This is a genomic window from Aeromonas enteropelogenes, from assembly GCF_020097295.1.
Lineage (GTDB): Bacteria > Pseudomonadota > Gammaproteobacteria > Enterobacterales > Aeromonadaceae > Aeromonas > Aeromonas enteropelogenes.
The window spans coordinates 3,017,322-3,035,886 of sequence record NZ_CP083625.1 but is presented as its reverse complement, the minus strand read 5'-3'; the positions used below and the strand labels follow the sequence as shown (position 1 = coordinate 3,035,886).

General features: G+C 61.7%; 15 protein-coding genes. 11 read left to right on the top strand and 4 right to left on the bottom strand.

Annotated elements, in window-relative coordinates; all coding sequences use genetic code 11:
- Window positions 1-314 precede the first annotated feature (314 nt).
- Window positions 315-1,244 carry a TIGR01212 family radical SAM protein gene (locus LA321_RS14245; RefSeq protein WP_042071781.1) on the bottom strand — a complete coding sequence of 310 codons (930 nt, stop codon included), beginning with the start codon at window positions 1,242-1,244 and terminating at the stop codon, window positions 315-317.
- Window positions 1,245-1,857: 613 nt separating this feature from the next.
- On the opposite strand from LA321_RS14245, the gene gltB reads away from it, so the two are divergent.
- From gltB to LA321_RS14225, 4 genes are all read left to right on the top strand, one after another.
- The gene (gene gltB / locus LA321_RS14240) at window positions 1,858-6,315 is read left to right on the top strand and encodes a glutamate synthase large subunit (RefSeq protein WP_042071782.1); all 4,458 of its coding nucleotides are present in this window, start codon (window positions 1,858-1,860) and stop codon (window positions 6,313-6,315) included.
- A 12-nt stretch (window positions 6,316-6,327) separates the two neighbouring features.
- On the top strand, window positions 6,328-7,743 hold the full coding sequence (locus LA321_RS14235) for an FAD-dependent oxidoreductase (RefSeq protein WP_042071783.1): 1,416 nt from the start codon (window positions 6,328-6,330) through the stop codon (window positions 7,741-7,743).
- Window positions 7,744-8,015: 272 nt separating this feature from the next.
- The gene (locus LA321_RS14230; RefSeq protein WP_042071784.1) at window positions 8,016-9,311 is read left to right on the top strand and encodes a DEAD/DEAH box helicase; all 1,296 of its coding nucleotides are present in this window, start codon (window positions 8,016-8,018) and stop codon (window positions 9,309-9,311) included.
- A 126-nt stretch (window positions 9,312-9,437) separates the two neighbouring features.
- Entirely contained in the window at window positions 9,438-10,106 is a 669-nt protein-coding gene (locus tag LA321_RS14225) for a DUF2913 family protein (protein ID WP_042071787.1), read from the top strand.
- Between the two features lie 76 nt (window positions 10,107-10,182).
- Here LA321_RS14225 and LA321_RS14220 read toward each other — a convergent pair whose 3' ends face one another.
- The 3 genes from LA321_RS14220 to LA321_RS14210 are packed head-to-tail and all read right to left on the bottom strand — an operon-like array spanning window position 10,183 to window position 12,975.
- A complete protein-coding gene (locus LA321_RS14220) occupies window positions 10,183-10,422 on the bottom strand; it encodes a FeoC-like transcriptional regulator (RefSeq protein ID WP_026458231.1) in 240 nt (79 codons plus the stop codon).
- Window positions 10,419-12,692: a Fe(2+) transporter permease subunit FeoB gene (gene feoB, locus LA321_RS14215; RefSeq protein ID WP_042028799.1), complete on the bottom strand. Its 2,274-nt coding sequence runs from the start codon at window positions 12,690-12,692 to the stop codon at window positions 10,419-10,421. Before feoB ends, LA321_RS14220 begins: the two co-directional genes overlap by 4 nt.
- Before the next feature lie 55 nt (window positions 12,693-12,747).
- The gene (locus LA321_RS14210) at window positions 12,748-12,975 is read right to left on the bottom strand and encodes a FeoA family protein (protein WP_026458432.1); all 228 of its coding nucleotides are present in this window, start codon (window positions 12,973-12,975) and stop codon (window positions 12,748-12,750) included.
- A gap of 120 nt (window positions 12,976-13,095) precedes the next feature.
- On the opposite strand from LA321_RS14210, the gene LA321_RS14205 reads away from it, so the two are divergent.
- From LA321_RS14205 to LA321_RS14175, 7 genes are all read left to right on the top strand, one after another.
- Window positions 13,096-13,425 carry a translation initiation factor gene (locus tag LA321_RS14205; protein ID WP_026458433.1) on the top strand — a complete coding sequence of 110 codons (330 nt, stop codon included), beginning with the start codon at window positions 13,096-13,098 and terminating at the stop codon, window positions 13,423-13,425.
- 258 nt (window positions 13,426-13,683) lie between these two features.
- Window positions 13,684-14,241 carry a TMEM165/GDT1 family protein gene (locus LA321_RS14200; protein ID WP_042028801.1) on the top strand — a complete coding sequence of 186 codons (558 nt, stop codon included), beginning with the start codon at window positions 13,684-13,686 and terminating at the stop codon, window positions 14,239-14,241.
- A gap of 148 nt (window positions 14,242-14,389) precedes the next feature.
- Window positions 14,390-15,328, top strand: a complete 939-nt coding sequence (locus LA321_RS14195) for a DUF2157 domain-containing protein (RefSeq protein WP_042071789.1) — start codon at window positions 14,390-14,392, stop codon at window positions 15,326-15,328.
- Window positions 15,321-16,325: a DUF4401 domain-containing protein gene (locus LA321_RS14190; protein ID WP_042071791.1), complete on the top strand. Its 1,005-nt coding sequence runs from the start codon at window positions 15,321-15,323 to the stop codon at window positions 16,323-16,325. The genes LA321_RS14195 and LA321_RS14190 overlap by 8 nt, the downstream gene beginning before the upstream one ends.
- On the top strand, window positions 16,322-16,825 hold the full coding sequence (locus LA321_RS14185) for a GDYXXLXY domain-containing protein (RefSeq protein WP_042028804.1): 504 nt from the start codon (window positions 16,322-16,324) through the stop codon (window positions 16,823-16,825). Before LA321_RS14190 ends, LA321_RS14185 begins: the two co-directional genes overlap by 4 nt.
- 70 nt (window positions 16,826-16,895) lie before the next feature.
- Window positions 16,896-17,642, top strand: coding sequence for a substrate-binding periplasmic protein (locus LA321_RS14180; RefSeq protein ID WP_042071793.1), 747 nt, complete (start codon window positions 16,896-16,898; stop codon window positions 17,640-17,642).
- A 101-nt stretch (window positions 17,643-17,743) separates the two neighbouring features.
- Window positions 17,744-18,487: a substrate-binding periplasmic protein gene (locus LA321_RS14175; protein ID WP_042071797.1), complete on the top strand. Its 744-nt coding sequence runs from the start codon at window positions 17,744-17,746 to the stop codon at window positions 18,485-18,487.
- The last annotated feature ends 78 nt before the right edge of the window (window positions 18,488-18,565 follow it).

Sequence of the window (18,565 nt, the reverse complement as noted above, 5' to 3'; positions counted from 1 at the left end):
GAGAACACCACGATACCATCAGGATGTCGGCTCAGCAGACCAAGGCTGACATCAATGGCCCTCCTCCGATGACCGCACTCCTAAAAAGGTGCGGCTCAGCCCTCCCCCTTCATGGTGCATCACAGCAGACAGAGGGGATGGATATCTATGACTGGCTACACATCATGACGGGATGAAAACAGACTTGTTTGATAGCGTTTGTTCTCACGGCGCATCACTATAATAGCCTGAAGATGACAAAACTATAGTTAAAAAATACAAACTTTTTTATATAACCGTCTGTTTTACTAAGAAAATATTAATTTCTAACTCAATTATGGGACGCAAAGTGTAAAGGGACGTCCCAGCGCCTGCCCTTGCGGGCCACTCTTCTCCAATGCCTTGGCGATGTCCGCCATGGCCGTCCAGCGGTTCTCGCACCAGGCCGGTGCCAGCAGGGTCGGCCGGCGGGCCGAAGCCGAGATGCGGTGATAAACCACCTCGGGGGGCGTGTGCTGGATCATGGCGACCGCCGCCTCCACATATTGCTCCAGAGTCAGCACCTCCAGCCTGCCTGCCTGCCACGCCTTGCCAAGGATACTGCCCTGCACCACGTGGAGCGGATGCAGCTTGATCCCCTCCACCCCCGTCTCCACGATGCGATGCAGGGTATCCAGACTGTCCATCGGCACCTCGCCGGGCAAGCCGACGATAAGGTGGGTACACACCTTGATCCCCCGCTGATGGGCCCGTGTAACCGCATCGACATAGGCAGCATAGCCGTGCCCCCGATTGATGCGCTGCAAGGTCTTGTCGTTGGCGCTCTGCAGTCCCAGCTCCAACCAGACTTCGTAACCGCGGGCCTGATAGCCTGCCAGCAGATCCAGCACTGCATCCGGCACGCAGTCGGGCCGGGTACCGACGCATAATCCGACCATGTCGCTGACCGACAAGGCCTCTTCATACATCCGCTGCAGGTACTCCACCTCCGCGTAGGTGCTGGTATAAGCCTGAAAATAAGCGAGATAGCGCTTGGCGCGGGTCACTTCATCCCGGCGGGCCAGCAGCTGCTGCACGACGGAGAGCTGCTGAGCCGACTCGTCGGCAAACGAGGAGACATTGCAAAATGTGCAACCGCCACGCCCCAGAGTGCCGTCCCGGTTGGGACAGGTAAAAGCACCGTGGATGGAGAGCTTGTGGATCTTCTGGCCGTGGCGCTGTTTGAGATCCTGACCGAATGTATTGACGAGTTCGTGTAACTGCATGGCTCCTCCGCTAAAGGAGCGCCATTGTACGAGTTTGCGCAAAACCGGCGCTGCGCTGGATCAAGGGAAGGCGAGAGCAAGAAAACATATAAATATTCACTCTTTGTCGGATAAATATATGAAACCACCCGCTTACCGACGCTTTTGAAACCTCTGTGACCTGCTGTGACACTTTTATTCGGCCAACAAAACCAGCGATAAACTATTGTTGAACAATAAAAATTTTTAAGAGTAGCAATTGTTCATAAATGCAAGGGAGAGGAGCGCGAAATGTGATCGTCTGCACCTCTCCCGGCCCGAGATTGGTAAAATTACTACACCTTGCGTCACAGAGGGAGTCCACCATCAAAGCCTGACAATCTGGACTATCCATCTGCAAAACCGAAAAATAACAAAATAAACCAACAGAAAGTCACGATATCACTCTGCAAACCCATATTTTGTTATGCATATGTAACATTGCAAACAGCCCGGTTGTCCAATTGACCTTGCCGAAAAATCCCATTAGTTTGGAGATTCGCCACCTCAGGCGGACGGAACCACAAGAGCCAATCGCAATTTATGCAGTCTGTTTATGACAGTGCGATGCAAGGCCGAGCAAGGGAGAAATGCAATGTCACTATATGATCCAAAGCTGGAGAGGGATAACTGTGGCTTCGGCCTGTTGGCCCACATGGAAGGTGAAGCCAGCCACAAGCTTGTCCGTCTCGCGATGTCAGCATTGGCTCGCATGCAGCACCGCGGCGGCATATCAGCCGACGGTAAGACCGGCGATGGCTGCGGTCTGTTGCTGCAAAAACCGGACAGCTTCTTTAGAGCTGTCGCCGAAGAGAAGGGATGGCACTTGGGCCGCAATTATGCGGTCGGCATGCTGTTTCTGAACCCGGACCCCGTATTGGCCCAGCAGACGCGCGATATCATCGACGAAGAGCTGGAAAAAGAGACCCTGAGCCTGGTCGGCTGGCGCAAGGTGCCCGTCGATACCAATGTGCTCGGCACCATCGCCAAGGCTTCCCTGCCCAGTATTGAACAGGTCTTTGTCAACGCCCCGCCCGGCTGGGTCGACAAGGATCTTGAGCGCCGCCTCTATATCGTGCGCCGCCGCATCGAAAAGCGCATCAACGACGACTACTTCTACGTGGTCAGCCTCTCCAACCTGGTCACCGTCTACAAAGGGCTGTGCATGCCGGTGGACTTGCCGCGCTTCTATCTGGATCTCGCCGACATCCGCATGCAGGCGGCCATCTGCGTCTTCCACCAGCGCTTCTCCACCAACACCAGCCCGCGCTGGCCGCTGGCCCAGCCATTCCGTTATCTCGCCCACAACGGCGAAATCAACACTATCGCTGGCAACCGTCAGTGGGCCAAGGCGCGCAGCTACAAGTTCGCCACCCCGCTCATTCCGGATCTGCAGGAGGCCGCCCCCTTCGTCAACACCACGGGCTCCGACTCCTCCAGTCTCGACAACATGCTGGATCTCTTCCTCGCCGGCGGCATGGATCTGTTCCGGGCCATGCGCCTGCTGATCCCGCCTGCGTGGCAAAAGCACCCCAACATGGATGACGATCTGCGCGCCTTCTACGACTTCAACTCCATGCACATGGAGCCCTGGGATGGCCCCGCCGGCATCGTCATGACCGATGGTCGCTACGCCACCTGTGCGCTCGACCGCAACGGCCTGCGCCCGGCCCGCTACGTCATCACCAAGGACAAGTTCATCACCCTGGCCTCCGAAGTGGGCACCTGGGACTACACCCCGGACGAAGTGCTGGAGAAGGGCCGCGTCGGCCCGGGCGAGCTGTTCGTGGTGGACACCAGCAACGGCAAGGTGTGGACCAGCTTCGAGATCGACGACGATCTCAAGAGCCGCCACACCTACAAGCAGTGGATGGACAAACACTGCCGCCGTCTGGTGCCGTTCGAACAGATGGATGACAGCCAGACCGGCAGCCGCGAATTTTCCGACGATCAGCTCAAGACCTATCAAAAGCTGTTCGGTTACTCCTTCGAGGAACTCGACCAGATCATTCGCGTCCTCGGCGAGAACGGCCAGGAAGCGGTGGGTTCCATGGGGGACGATACCCCCATGGCGGTGCTCTCCGGCACCCAGCGCACCCTCTACGACTACTTCCGCCAGATGTTCGCCCAGGTGACCAACCCGCCCATCGATCCGCTGCGGGAAAACCACGTGATGTCGCTGGCCACCTGTATCGGGCGCGAGCAGAACGTGTTCAACGAGACCTTCGGCCACGCCCACCGGGTGCTGTTCCAGTCACCCATCCTGCTCTACTCCGACTTCCACCAGCTGTTGGCGCTGGAAGGGGAGTACTATCGCCATCAGGTGATCAGCCTCAACTTCAAGCCCGAAGAGGGGCTGGAGGCAGCCATCCTGCGCATCTGCGAAGAGGCCAAGGCCGCCGCCGAAGCGGGCACAGTGCTGCTGGTGCTCTCTGATCGCGCCATCAGCGTTGATACCCTGCCTATCCCGGCCGCCATGGCGGTGGGGGCGGTGCAGCGCACTCTGGTCGACAACAACCTGCGCTGCGACGCCAACATCCTGGTGGAGACCGCGAGCGTGCGCGACCCGCACCACTTCGCCGTGCTGCTGGGCTTTGGCGCCACCGCCATCTACCCCTATCTGGCCTACGAGACCCTGGCCAAGCAGGTCGAGGAAGGGGTGCTCACCATGCCTCTGCGCCAGGCCATGCTCAACTACCGCAACGGCATCAACAAGGGCCTCTACAAGGTGATGTCCAAGATGGGGATCAGCACGGTGGCGAGCTACCGCTGCTCCCAGCTGTTCGAGGCGGTGGGCCTGGCCAAATCCGTGGTGGATACCTGCTTCCGTGGCGTCTCCAGCCGCATCCAGGGGGCCGACTTTACCGATATTCAGGAAGATCAGCTCAAGCTGGCCCGTCAGGCCTGGCTGGCGCGCAAACCGCTCGGTCACGGCGGCCTCTTGAAATTCGTCCATGGCGGCGAGTACCATACCTACAACCCGGACGTGGTGCAGACCCTGCAAACGGCGGTGCGCTCCGGCAACTACGCCGATTACAAGGAGTACGCCCGTCTGGTGAACGAGCGCCCAGTCGCGACCCTGCGCGACTTGCTCACCTTGAAGAAGGTTGACAATCCGGTGGCGCTGGAGCAGGTGGAGCCGGCTGCCAAGCTGTTCCCTCGCTTCGACTCTGCCGCCATGTCCATCGGCGCCCTGGGGCCGGAGGCCCACGAGGCGCTGGCCATCGCCATGAACCGCCTTGGCGGCCAGAGTAACTCCGGCGAGGGTGGCGAGGATCCCAAGCGCTTTGGCACCGAGAAGAACTCGCGCATCAAGCAGGTGGCCTCGGGGCGCTTTGGCGTGACCCCCCACTACCTGATGAACGCCGACGTGGTGCAGATAAAAGTCGCCCAGGGCGCCAAGCCCGGCGAGGGCGGCCAGCTGCCCGGTGACAAGGTGACGGCCCAGATCGCCCAGCTGCGTTATTCCGTGCCCGGCGTGACCCTCATCTCCCCACCGCCGCACCACGACATCTACTCTATCGAGGATCTGGCCCAGCTCATCTTTGATATCAAGCAGATCAACCCAAGCTGCCTGGTGTCGGTCAAGCTGGTCTCCGAGCCCGGCGTCGGCACCATCGCCTGCGGCGTGGCCAAGGCCTATGCGGACTTCATCACGGTCTCAGGTTATGACGGCGGCACAGGCGCAAGCCCCCTCACCTCGGTGAAATACGCCGGCTCCCCCTGGGAGCTGGGGCTGGCCGAAACCCAGCAGGCGCTGGTGGCCAACGGATTGCGTCACAAGGTGCGCCTCCAGGTGGATGGCGGCCTCAAGACGGGCCTCGACATCATCAAGGCGGCCATCCTCGGCGCCGAGAGCTTTGGCTTCGGTACCGGCCCCATGGTGGCGCTCGGCTGCAAATACCTGCGGATCTGTCACCTCAACAACTGCGCCACCGGCGTCGCCACCCAGGATGAGAAGCTGCGCCGCGAGCACTTCACCGGCCTGCCGGAGATGGTGATGAACTACTTCAAGTTCATCGCCGAGGAGACCCGCGAGCTGATGGCCCAGCTGGGTGTCACCCAGCTGACCGATCTGATTGGCCGCACCGATCTGCTGGAGGCCCTCCCCGGCCTCACCGCCCGCCAGGCCAAGCTGGATCTCTCCGGTATCCTGGCCCGTCCGGTGGCGCCGGCAGGCTCCAGCCTGTTCAGCCAGCAGCACAACCCCACCTTCGACAAGGGGCCACTCAACCTCAAGATGGTGGACGATCTGCTGGGTGCGGTAGAGACCAAATCCGGCGGCGAGTTCCGCTACGACATCCGCAACACCGACCGCTCGGTGGGTGCGCGTCTGTCAGGCGAGATCGTCAAGCGTCACGGCAATCAGGGGATGGCGGCCGATCCGGTCAGGGTGCACTTCAACGGCACCGCAGGCCAGAGCTTCGGCGTCTGGAACGCAGGGGGCCTTGAGATGATCCTCACCGGGGATGCCAACGACTACGTGGGCAAGGGGATGACCGGCGGCAAGCTGGTGATCAAGCCTCACGTCGGCGTGGCGTTCAAGTCCCACGAGGCGGCCATCATCGGCAACACCTGCCTCTACGGCGCCACCGGCGGCAAACTCTATGCTGCCGGCACCGCTGGCGAGCGCTTCGCGGTGCGTAACTCAGGGGCCCTGGCGGTGGTCGAGGGGATCGGCGACAACGGTTGTGAATATATGACCGGCGGCATCGTCACCGTGCTCGGCCAGACCGGCGTCAACTTCGCGGCAGGCATGACGGGCGGTTTTGCCTACGTGCTCGACGAGTGCGGCAACTTTGCCAAGCGCACCAACCCCGAGCTGGTAGAGCTGCTGGAGGTGGCGGATCTGCCCATCCACCAAGAGCACCTGCGCGGCATCATCACCGCTCACCTGAATGAAACCGGCAGCCACCGTGCCGAGGAGATCCTGGCCAACTTCGACTCCTATGTGCCCAAGTTCAGGCTGATCAAACCCAAGTCCAGCGACGTCAAGTCCTTGTTGGGTCACACCAGCCGTTCCAGTGCAGAACTCAGAATCCAGGCGCAATAAGGAGGGAACCCCATGAGCCAGAACGTATTTCAGTTTATCGATGTCCAGCGGGTCGACCCGCCGAAGAAGCCGCTCAAGATCCGCAAGATCCAGTTCGTGGAGATCTACGAGTCTTTCAACAAGCCTCAGGTCGAGATGCAGGCGGATCGCTGCCTCGAGTGCGGCAACCCCTATTGCGAGTGGAAGTGCCCGGTGCACAACTACATCCCCAACTGGCTGAAACTGGCCAAGGAGGGGCGCATCCTGGAGGCGGTGGAGCTCTCTCACCAGACCAACAGCCTGCCGGAGGTGTGCGGCCGGGTCTGCCCGCAAGACAGATTGTGCGAGGGTGCCTGCACCCTCAACGATCGCTTCGGCGCCGTCACCATCGGCAACATCGAAAAATACATCACCGACAAGGCGTTCGAGATGGGCTGGAAGCCCGATCTCTCGAACGTGGTCAAGACTGGCAAGCGGGTCGCCGTCATCGGTGCCGGCCCTGCCGGCCTCGCCTGCGCCGATGTGCTGGCGCGGGGTGGTGTCACCCCTGTGGTGTTTGACAAGTATCCGGAGATAGGCGGCCTGCTCACCTTCGGCATCCCCTCCTTCAAGCTGGAAAAAGAGGTGATGCAACGCCGTCGCGAGATCTTCCAGGGGATGGGGGTGGAGTTTCGCCTCGAGACAGAGGTGGGCCGTGACGTCACCTTCGCCGACCTGCTCGGTGAGTTCGATGCGGTCTTCCTCGGGGTCGGTACCTACAAGTACATGAAGGGTGGCTTTGCCAACGAGGAGGCGCCCGGTGTCTACGACGCCCTGCCCTACCTCATCTCCAACGCCAACCGCTTGCTCGGCTTTGAGAAGGCGCAGAGCGACTACATCGACTTTGCCGGCAAACAGGTGGTGGTGCTGGGCGGCGGCGATACCGCGATGGACTGTGTGCGTACCGCCATCCGCCAGGGGGCCGCCAAGGTGATCTGCGCCTACCGTCGCGATGAAGAGAACATGCCGGGCTCCAAGCGGGAGGTGAAAAATGCCCGCGAGGAAGGGGCCGAGTTTATGTTCAACCTCCAACCTATCGGCGTCGAACTGGATGCCAACGGCCGCACCGTCGGCATCAAGGTGGTGAGCACCGAGCTTGGCGCCCCCGATGCCAATGGTCGCCGCAATCCGGTGGTGATCGAAGGCTCCGAGCAGGTGCTGCCTGCTGATGTGGTGGTGATGGCCTTTGGCTTCCAACCCAATCCCCAGCCCTGGATGGCGGAATACGGCATCGAGCTCGACAGCCGGGATCGCATCAAGGCGCCAGAGCAGGCCGAGTATGCCTTCCAGACCAGCAACCCCAAGGTGTTCGCCGGTGGCGACGCGGTGCGCGGTTCCGACCTGGTGGTGACCGCCATCTACGAAGGGCGCAAGGCCGCCGAAGGGATCATGGACTACCTGGCCGTCTGATCCGCCATCGCAGCTCCTGCGTCAGCCAATACAGAGCCCCGCCGATGCGGGGCTCTCTTTTTATAAGCCCTCCTGATTGGTCCCTTTCCCGTAAAAACTCAAACTATTTGAGGCAGAATTTGTAGCATCTATCTGATACACTTCGCGCCCGCCATTTTCCGGCCACTCTCTGACGTGATGTCAGACACAGCCGTCGGTGGTCATAACCGACTTTTCGCTCATACCGAGCCAACCAGGCCAGCCATAGTCCCGCTGGAACACAGGAACCCCTTATGAGATTTGAATCGTTCGATTTTGCCCCCGAGATTTTGCGCGCCATTTCAGAGTGCGGTTATCAGGAAATGACCCCTGTACAGAGCCAGGCCATCCCGGCCGTGCGTCGTGGCCGCGACCTGCTGGCCAGCGCCCAGACCGGCACCGGCAAGACCGCCGCCTTCGCACTGCCCATCCTGCAGCGTCTGGTGGACAATCCGGCGCCGGTGCAGCCCTCCAACGCCCGGGTACTGATCCTGACCCCGACCCGCGAGCTGGCAGCCCAGGTGGCGAGCAACATCAATGACTTCGCCAAGTATCTGGAGATCACCACCCTCACCATCGTTGGTGGCGGCAAGCAGGACGTGCAGGCCAAGCGGTTGAAAGCGGGCGCTCACATTATCGTGGCGACCCCGGGTCGTCTGCTCGAACACCTCACCGCCTGCAACCTGAGCCTCTCCGGGGTCGAGACCCTGGTGCTGGACGAAGCGGATCGCATCCTCGACATGGGCTTCAGTGCCGATGTGCAAAAGATCCTGCAAGCGGTCAACAAGACCCGCCAGAACCTGCTGTTCTCCGCCACCTTCTCCGAGGCGGTGAAGAAGCTGGCCAACCTGATGCTGGACAAGCCACAGGTGGTGGCCGTCAACAAGCAGAACTCCACTGCCGACACCGTCAGCCACACCGTCTACCCGGTGGAGCAGAAGCGCAAGCGCGAGCTGCTCTCCGAGCTCATCGGCAAGCAGAACTGGCAACAGGTACTGGTGTTCGCCAGCACCCGTGAGAGCTGCGACGAGCTGGTGGAAGAGCTGAACCTCGATGGCATCAAGTCCGCCGTGGTGCACGGCGACAAGGCTCAGGGCAGCCGTCGCCGCGCCCTGCGCGAGTTCAGTGAGGGCAAGCTGCGGGTGCTGGTGGCCACCGAAGTGGCCGCGCGCGGGCTGGATATCCCGGATCTGGCCTACGTGGTCAACTATGATCTGCCGTTCCTCGCCGAAGACTATGTACACCGCATCGGCCGCACCGGCCGCGCCGGCAAGAGCGGCATGGCCATCTCCTTCGTCAGCCGCGAGGAAGAGCGCACCCTGCTGGAGATCGAGGCGGTGATCGGTCAGAAGATCCGCCGCATCATGGTGCCGGGCTACGAGGTAAGCAGCCGCGACGATCTGATCAAGCAGTTGCAGGAGCGCCGCCGTTTCGGCAAGCGTCCGCAGCGTGAAGACAACGCCGCCGCCCAGGCCATGGCCGAAGCCAAGCTGCAGGGCCAGCGCCTCAAGCGTCTGGCGGCTGCCAAGAAGCCCCGCCAGCCGAAGTAAGGACCAACCCTTTTCCTCTCCAGTGAGAGGAGAGGGGCAAACATCTCATATACCAAAGGCGCCACTGGCGCCTTTATGCTGTTGATTAGCCGGCCGTGAGTCCGGCTCCCTTTGTGAGGAACCGTGATGACCCTTCCCACCTACAACCTGGCCCTGCTCGAGATGGCCAGCCAGAGCCTGGCCGAACTGGCGCGCACTGCCGCCCAGAAGGCGGGCAAGCGCACACCCGCCCAGGAGAGCCATTTTCTGTGCACCTGGATGGCGGAATCTCTCAAGGAGAAGCGCTTCTCCCGGCTGGTGATGGAGGATCTCAAAGAGTGGGTTCAGCTGGGCCGCACCCTGGGGGCTGGCGCCGATCTCAAGGGGCTGCTCGAGCGCATCGTCAGCCAGTATGAGCGCGCCATGGCCGCCCCGACCCAGCTCGGGACCAGACTCAACGCACTGCTGGCCGAGCTCGCCGCCGCTGGCTGGCTCGTCATCACGGATAGTGAGATCAACGCCAAGCTCAAGTTGCAGTCGAGCGGCCAGCCCAGCCTCATCATCAGTGCCAGCGAATATGGCGAGCATATCGAGGACGGCGAGCTGACCCGCCCCCTCACCCTCTATGTGCGCGGCGACGAGCAACTGCTGGCCCAAGCCGCCTTTACCCACGCGCTCTTGCTGAGCCAGGGCAACAAGAAGGGCTCCCTGGTCAAGCACCACAAGGCCTACCGGGTGATGCCGGGCAACGCGCAACCGGCGCGGGCCCTGCTGGCCGAGACACGCCAGCCAGATGAGGCTCGTCAGCCCGCTTAAGCGCTGCATCACGCCATAAAAAAACGGCAGACCACTAGGTCTGCCGTTTTCATTTCCAGGCGATGGCAAAAGGCGACTAGCGCACCTTGAGCCCAATCTGGCCCGGGGCGCACCACTCGAAGATCACCTCTTCACTCTTGCCGCAGCAGCTGCCGCCGCAGAGCCGGTTCTCCCGCTTGATGACTCGCCCCTTGCGCATCCAGACACCGAGCATAGCCTCCACCGCATCTTCCGAGGTGTGGAAGTGGCGAGCCAGATCCCGCCGGCTCACCTTCTGCTGTGCGGCGAGATAGTCACCCAGCTCGCGCAGGATCACAGGACCACCACCTTGCGGGCGACGATGTCACCGTGACGGCGCCCCAGCCACCAGAGCAGCACCAGGGAGAGGCCGTAGCTCGCAATCCAGAACAGGCTCTGCTCGGGATGGTCGGCGAAGGTCGCCACCTGATAGAAGAGGGTTGCACACATGAAAGCCATGTAGTTGCACCAGGCGGCGGTAAAGAGTGCCCACTGGCGGCCGGTTTCCCGCACCAGAGCCCCCATGGCCGCGGCGCAGGGCATGTAGAGCAGCACGAACAACAGGTAGGCAAAGGCACCGGCCGCCCCGTCGAAGTGGGTCTGCATGTTGCCGTAGGTGGAGATGTCGACCTCCTGCTCTTCGGCTGCAGCCTGCTGATCCGCCAGATCCCCTACCGAGATCCCCATGGGGTCGGTCGGGTCGATGGAAGAGAGATTGTCAGCCACCGCGCTGATGGCCTCCTTGAAGCTGGCCACGAGGGAGAACTCGGCGGCCTCTTCATCTCCTTCCCCGCTGCCGGCGTAGAGGCTGTTGAGCGTACCGACCACCGCTTCCTTGGCGAAGATACCGGTGACGATGCCGACTGTAGCCTGCCAGTTGTCATCGCGCACACCGATGGGGTGCAGCACCGGAGTGACTGCCTGGCTCACCTTGCTCAGCACAGAGTCTTCCTGCTCCTGGTGGCCGAAGCTGCCGTCGGTACCCAGGGAGTTGAGCACGCTCAGCACGGCGACCACCAGCACTATGGTTTTACCGGCGCCGAACACGAAGGATTTAAGCTTCTGCCAGGTCTTGATCCCCACGTTGACCGGACGCGGCCATTCGTAGTCCGGCATCTCCATCAACATGGAGTCGCTCTTGCCCGGCAGCAGGGTGCTGCGTAGCAACAGGCCGGTGAGCACAGCCACCAGGATGCCGATGAGATAGAGACCAAACACCAGGTTCTGACCGGAGTGCGGGAAGAAAGCCACCGCAAACAGGGCGTAGACCGGCAGACGGGCACCGCACGACATGAAGGGGGCCATGGCCGAGGTCATCAACCGCTCGCGCTCGGAGTTGAGGGTACGGGTCGCCATCACCGAGGGCACGGTGCAGCCAAAGCCCATCAACATGGGGACAAATGCTTTGCCCGGCAGGCCGAGGCGGCGCATCAGGGCGTCTACTACGAAGGCGGCCCGCGCCAGATAGCCGGAGCTCTCCAGCACCGCCAGGAACAGGTAGAGACAGCCGATCACCGGGATAAAGGTGGCGACGGTCTGCAGACCCACACCAAAACCGTCTGCCAGGATGGCACCGAGCCACTCGGGGGCATTGACCAGCCCCAGCAGGTAATGCACGCCATCAACGAACAGAGCGCCGCCCATGATGTCGAAGAAGTCGATGAAGGCGCTGCCCACATTGATGGCAAACATGAACATCAGGTACATCACCAGCAAGAAGAAGGGGATGCCGAACCAGCGGTTGAGCAGCACCCGATCGAGCTTCTCGCTCTGGGCCACGGTGAGCTTGCCCTTCTGCTGGCACGCCTCGGCGGCCCACAGATGGATGTGGCCATAACGGATATCCGCCAGCTGCAGATCGATGTCCTGCCCCTGCTGGGCACGGCTCACAACGTTGGCCGCCGCCTCATGCTGGCCAGGCAGCAAGGTCTCCTGCATCACAGCATCTTCTTCGAGCAGGCGCAGGGCGCGGCCACGGGTCGTCAGATGATGGGGGGCAAGCAGGCTCTCAAGCTCCGCCAGATCTTTTTCAAGCTCGGTGCCATAGTCGAGCATCAGCGCCTGTTGCGCCTTGCCGATAAACTGCTGGATCTGGCCCTTGAAGGCGGCAACCTGCCTGGCGTTGTGGGCGGAGAGCGCCACCACCGGGCAACCGAGGGACTTGGCAAGCAGGGTTTCATCTATGGTCACTCGCCGCTTTTGCAGGATATCCATCTTGTTGAGCACCACCACCATGGGCAGCCCCAGCTCGCGCAGTTGCAGCGTCAGATAGAGGGAGCGCTCCAGATTGGCGGCATCGATGACATTGAGCAGCAGATCAGGCTGCTGATCCTCGACGAAGCGGCTGGCGATCTGCTCGTCCAGGCTCCCCTCCTGATTGGCCAGGCTATAGATGCCGGGCAGGTCCATCAGCTTGTAATCGTGTCCATCGACCGAAAACTCGCCCATCTTCTTGTCGACGGTGACCCCGCTCCAGTTGCCCACCTGTTGGCGGGCCCCGGTCAGGGCATTGAACAGGGAGGTCTTGCCGCTATTGGGATTGCCAACCGTTACCAGGGAATAATTCATACCGGTTCACCCTCGATTGTGCTTTGACCATGACGATTGTTTTGTGAGGTGTGTTTCATACCGGTTCGACCTCGATTTGCTGCGCCAGACTTTTTTGCATGGAAAGACAGATCCCCTGGCACTGGATCTGGAGCGGGTCCCCAAGGGGGGCAGAACGCAGATAGATGACTTCGGTCTGAGGCAACAATCCCATTACCATCAGCTTGCGACGCAGGGGACGGGTCAACTGGTCCAGGTTCTTGATGCGAGCACTCTGTCCCGGTGACAACTGCGTGAGTACCATGACTGACTCCTGAAAGTTAAACAATAATAATTCTCTTTTAGCTAGGCCATTATAAGCTGTGTCTTCAACTTTTATTTGAGTAAAATCAAACTCCGCTTCGCTAATCGATAAAGAAATACCATGAGTCACGACAACAACAGCCGCCTGGTTTACAGCACGGATGGCGGCATGATCAAAGAGCAGAGTGCCCCCCAATCCGCCTCCCCTTTCCCCACCGATGGCACAGTGCGCATTCGCCGCGAGACCAAGGGGCGCAAGGGCGCCGGGGTCATCACCATCCACGGCGTACCGGCCGAACAGCAAAAGGCGCTGGCTACCCAGCTCAAGAAAAAGTGCGGCACGGGCGGGGGCATCAAAGAGGGCGTGATCGAGATCCAGGGGGACAAACGGGACCTTATCAAGGCCGAGCTGGAGAAAGCCGGTTTCAGCGTCAAGCTGGTGGGGGGCTGAGCCGCCTGCGGCGCACCTTGCTTCACTTCGGCTTTTTCCCTAGAATGCCCGCTCCCATCGAGGGGGAGTAGTCTCGCACGCCGGATCCCGCCGGCCTGCGACCCTGATCAACATACTTGGTGCCAACTCACCATGGTCAGGGTGATCCAATCACCATCTGGATTTGACAAGACCTTTGACGGGCCAGTGCCAATACCGGGGACGGATGGTGCAGGCTTGTCTTTGGTTTATAACAATTCCGTCCCCCGGTTCACTTTTATGGAAGCCTTGTTAACCTCAACCCTCAGCGTGGCCATCGCCGAAATCGGCGACAAGACCCAGCTGCTGGCGTTGCTGCTCATCTGTCGTTTTCGCAAGCCCTGGCCCATCATCGCCGGCATGCTGGCGGCTACCCTGCTCAACCATGCGGGCGCCGCCTGGATTGGCGACTTCATCAGCCGCTGGCTGGATCCCAAGGTGATGACCTATCTGGTGGCCGCGGCCTTCGTTGCCATGGCGATCTGGATCCTGGTACCGGACAAGATGGATGACGAGGAAAGCTCGCTGGACAAGTACGGACCCTTCATGGCCACCTTCGTGCTCTTCTTCATCGCCGAAATTGGCGACAAGACCCAGATCGCCACCGTGCTGCTGGCCGCCAAGTATGACTCCCTGTTCCAGGTGGTCACCGGCACCACCCTCGGCATGATGCTGGCCAACGTGCCCGTGGTGCTGATCGGCAAGCTGGGGGCCGACAAGCTGCCGCTCAAGGGGATCCGCATCGCCTGCGCCCTGCTGTTTGTGGGGCTCGGGGTCACGACCCTCATCTTCGTCTGACGAGCTGACTGCCCACTCCTTCGAGCGCCCCGCCCATGGTCGGGGCGCTCTTTTTTGTGTCGGTATGGCGCCGGTGACAAAGGGCCAACGGGCTCCCCTCCTCCTCGCCCCTCATGCCATAATGGGGCAAATTCCGTGGAGTTCCCCCATGCACAAGGTATCAAGAGAGACGCTGCTCGAATGGGTTAGACAAGGCAGGCTTGCCCCCGAGCGGCTCGACGCGGCACTGGCGCTGGCCGAATTGCCCCCTCCTCCCGCGCGCTGGCAGTGGTTGTTCGATCGTCTGTTGCTCTGGCTCGGCGCCCTCTGCCTCGGCGCCGGACTGGTGTTCTTCGTCGCCTTCAACTGGCATGAGCTGGGACGTCTGTCACGTCTGGCCCTGCTGGAAGCGCCCCTGCTCGCCACCTTGCTGGTGTTGTGGCGCACGTCCCTCGGCGACACGGCGCGCCAGGCGCTGCTGCTGATCCTGGCGCTCAATATCGGTGCCCTGCTGGCGCTGGTGGGCCAAACCTACCAGACCGGCGCCGATCCCTGGCAGCTGTTTGCCACCTGGACTTTGATGCTGCTGCCGCTGGCGGCGCTGGGCCAAAGCCCCTTGCTGTGGACCCTGAGCTGGCTGCTGGCGCAGCTGGCCCTGGTGCTCTACTGGCGCCTCGGCCTGTTCGACCTCTTCTTTGCCTTTGACGAGGAAGCGCTCGGCTGGAGCCTGACCCTGCTCAACGCCGCACTCTGGGGCCTGCTGTTACTGACACCGGCCCGCTGGCGGCTGATGCCAAGCTGGCTGGCAGGGCTTGCCGCTGGCCTTGGGATCACACTGCTCGCCTTGCTGGCCCTGTTTGATGCCGCCTCCCCCTGGGTGTGGCCGCTCTGGCTCGGTTGGCTCGCCGCTGCCTATGCCCTCTGGCACCACAGATTCATCGCCGGCCTCGCCATGGGGTGTCTGAGCCTCATCGCCATCATCCTGGCCACCCTTGGCAAGTGGATGGAACCCGATGTGGACGGTTTCCTGCTGCTCTGCCTTATCGCCATCGGTCTCTCGGTCGTGGCCAGCCGCTGGCTGCAACAGCAAAGGAGGCATCATGAGTGATCCGACCCTCTGGCAACGGCTGCAACAGGCCAATCTGGTCGAGGGGGAGATGCCCCGGGACACCAGCCCCCACTGGTCGAGCCGCTTTCTGCTCGGACTGGTGGGCTGGATTGCCGCCCTCTTCCTGCTGTTTTTCCTGTTCATGACCTTCGAGCAACTGACTCGCGAGCCGGAGCACGCCCTGCTGATGGGCACCCTGCTACTGGCCGCTGCCTACGCCATCAACCGCAGTCAGCACGGGGATCTCTGGGATCAATTTGTGCTTGCCCTGGCGCTGGCGGCCGATGCCTGGCTGCTCTATGGCCTTATAGATCAGATAGACCCCCACCAGGCCCTGCTCTGGTTCGGCCTCTGCCTGCTCTCTTTGGGGATAGCCGTGCTGTTCGATCACTGGCTGGTGCGTCTCTTTCACAGCGTGGCCGCCGCCCTGTTGCTCACCCTGGGGCTCGCCAGCCTCGGCCTGCAACTGCTAGCCCTGCCGCTGGTGATGGCGGCCATCACCTTCTGCTGGCTGCGGGCCGAAACCGATCCGGCCCGTCACCCGCTCTATCACGCCATGACTCTGGGGCTCGCCCTCTCCCTGCTGGTGCTGGGTCGGCTGCACCATCCACTCTGGGAAGGGGGCGCCAGTCTGCTCGACGAGCTCGGCCTCTCGCGCCTGCCACTCTGGCTCAATCCGCTGCTGTGCGCCGCCCTGCTGCTGGCCGTGATGGTGAAGCTGGCCCTGCCGCTGCGCTACGGCTTGCCGCTGGTGCTGCTCAGTGCTCTCATCCCCGGTATGGGTGCCGGCGCCCTGGTGCTGATCCTCGGTTTCTGCGCAGGCAGCCTTGGCCTGATGACCCTCTCGCTCCTGCTGCTGACAGGCTACGGCGCCCTCTATTACTACGATCTCGGGCTCACCCTGATGACCAAGTCCTGGCTGCTGCTGGGCTCGGGGGCTTTGTTGCTGGGGACACGTTTTTTGTTGCAACGCCTCACCCCAAGGAGCCCGTCATGAGACCCCTTGCCATCCTGCTGGTCGGCCTCGCCATCCTGGCGGGCATCAACTTCACCGTCTGGCGTTATGAACAGGCCATGGCCAGCGGCGAGGTGGTGCTGCTGCGGCTAGCCCCGGTCGATCCCCGCTCCCTGATGCAGGGGGACTATATGCGTCTGAATTACGAGATAGCCCGCGAGCTTGCGACCCACAGGAGCAACGCGAGTGCCAGCGGGAGCGATACCCTGGTGATCCGCCTGGACGAGCACCAGGTGGCAAGCTGGGTAGTCGGCGACAAGCCGGAGGCCCTGGCACCCAACGAGCGATTGCTGCAGGTGAGTCGCCACGCCGGCCAGTGGCAGATTGGGCCGGATGCCTATTTCTTCGAGGAAGGCACGGGAGAGGCCCTTGAGGAGGCCCGCTACGGCGAGTTCCGGTTGCAACCCGATGGCAAGACCCTGCTGGTGGGGCTGCGCGATGAGGCGTTTCGCCCTCTGGGAGCAAGCCGCAGCCGCTGGTGAGAAAGACGATGGCACTTTGCCCGGTTCATGCCCACACTGGAATCATGATTGCCGCATAGGGATGTGCACCATGAGGATATGGCTGATCTGTCACCTTTTTCTGATCCTGTGGGCCGGTGGCGTGCGGGCCGATCTCGGCAAACTCGAATACCTCACCGAAGAGTATCCTCCCTACAACTACAACGATGAACAGGGGCAGCCCACCGGACTCGCCGTCGAGCTGCTGCGAATGGTGTGGCAACAGGGCGGGGTCAAGCCACAACCCGTTCGCATCATCCCCTGGGCCCGCGGCTACTACCTGCTGACCCAAAAACCCAACGTGGTGCTCTTCTCCACCGCCCGCACCCAGGCGCGGGAAGCCCTGTTCAAGTGGGTATGCCCCATCGGCTACTCGGAGTTCATCCTGCTCGGGCACAGTTCCCGCCCGCTCACCCTGGGCTCGATTGCCGAGATAAGCGACTACAGGATCAGCGCCGTGCGCTCCGATGCCGCCGAACAGCTGCTGCTCAACAACGGCATGGATGACAGCAAGATCATCCCGGCCAACCGCTTGAGCCAGGCGGTGAAGATGCTGGTCTCCGGCCGCGCCGATCTGCTCGCCACCAGCAAGCTGGCCGGCTATGAAGCTATCCGCGAACTCGGTATGCGGGTGGATGACTTCAACGTGGCGTTGCTGCTCAGTGCCGAGCAACTCTGCTACGCCTTCAGCCGCCAGGTGCCCGACAGCGATATCACCCAGTTCCAGCAAGCGCTGACCCGCGTCCTCGCCTCCCGGGAATTTCAGGCCCTGCAGGCCAAATACCTGCCCGAGCCCTGACAGCAACGCCCTCCCCAGCGCCAACCAGAAGTTGCCGGGGCTGGCGAAATGCGTCGCCCCGACAACACTTGAGGAAAAGACGCATCAAGAGGGCGGCGCAGATGACACAATGGACCGGATTGGCAGGCCTGCTGCTTGCCACCCTCGCACAGGCCAGCCCCGAGCTTGGCAAACTGCACTACATCACCGAAGAGAACAGCCCTTACAACTACCGGGATGGATCTGGCATGGCCACCGGTTTTGCCGTCGAGCTGTTGCAACGGGTGTGGCAACAAACCGCAACCCCGCCACAACCCATCGATGTGATGCCCTGGGCCAGGGGCTACTCCCAGCTGAGCAAGAGATCCGATGTGGTGCTTTTCTCCGCCGTGCGCACCAGGGCGCGAGATCCCCTGTTCAAATGGGCTTGCCCCATTGACCATGCCAACATAGTGCTGATCGGCCTGACTCATCGCCATATCAATCTCGACAGGCTGGAAGATGCCAAGCACTACATCATCGCCGCCGGACGGGCCGATGTGGGGGAGCAGTTGCTGATCCGCAACGGCTTTCAGGCAGACAGGATGATGACCTCCAACCGTTTCAACCATGCCATCAAGATGCTCACCTCCGGGCGGGCCGATCTGCTCTCGACCAACAAGAACACCTTCTATCAGCGTATCGGGGAGCTGGGGCTCGCTCCCGACCAGTTCAGGGTGCAATGGACACTGAGCGCCGACCCCTTCTGCTACGCCTTCAGCCTCGCGGTGAGCGACCATCTGGTTGCCGAATTCCAGCAGGGGCTTGAGCAGGTGCTGGCCAGCCCGACCTATCCAACGCTGCGGCGCCGCTATTTGCCAGAGTAGTGATTGCCCGAAGCGCGAGCGCCAGAGCAATGAGCCAAAAGAGGCCTGTGGTGCCAGACATCAGCGCCCAGGCTCTCT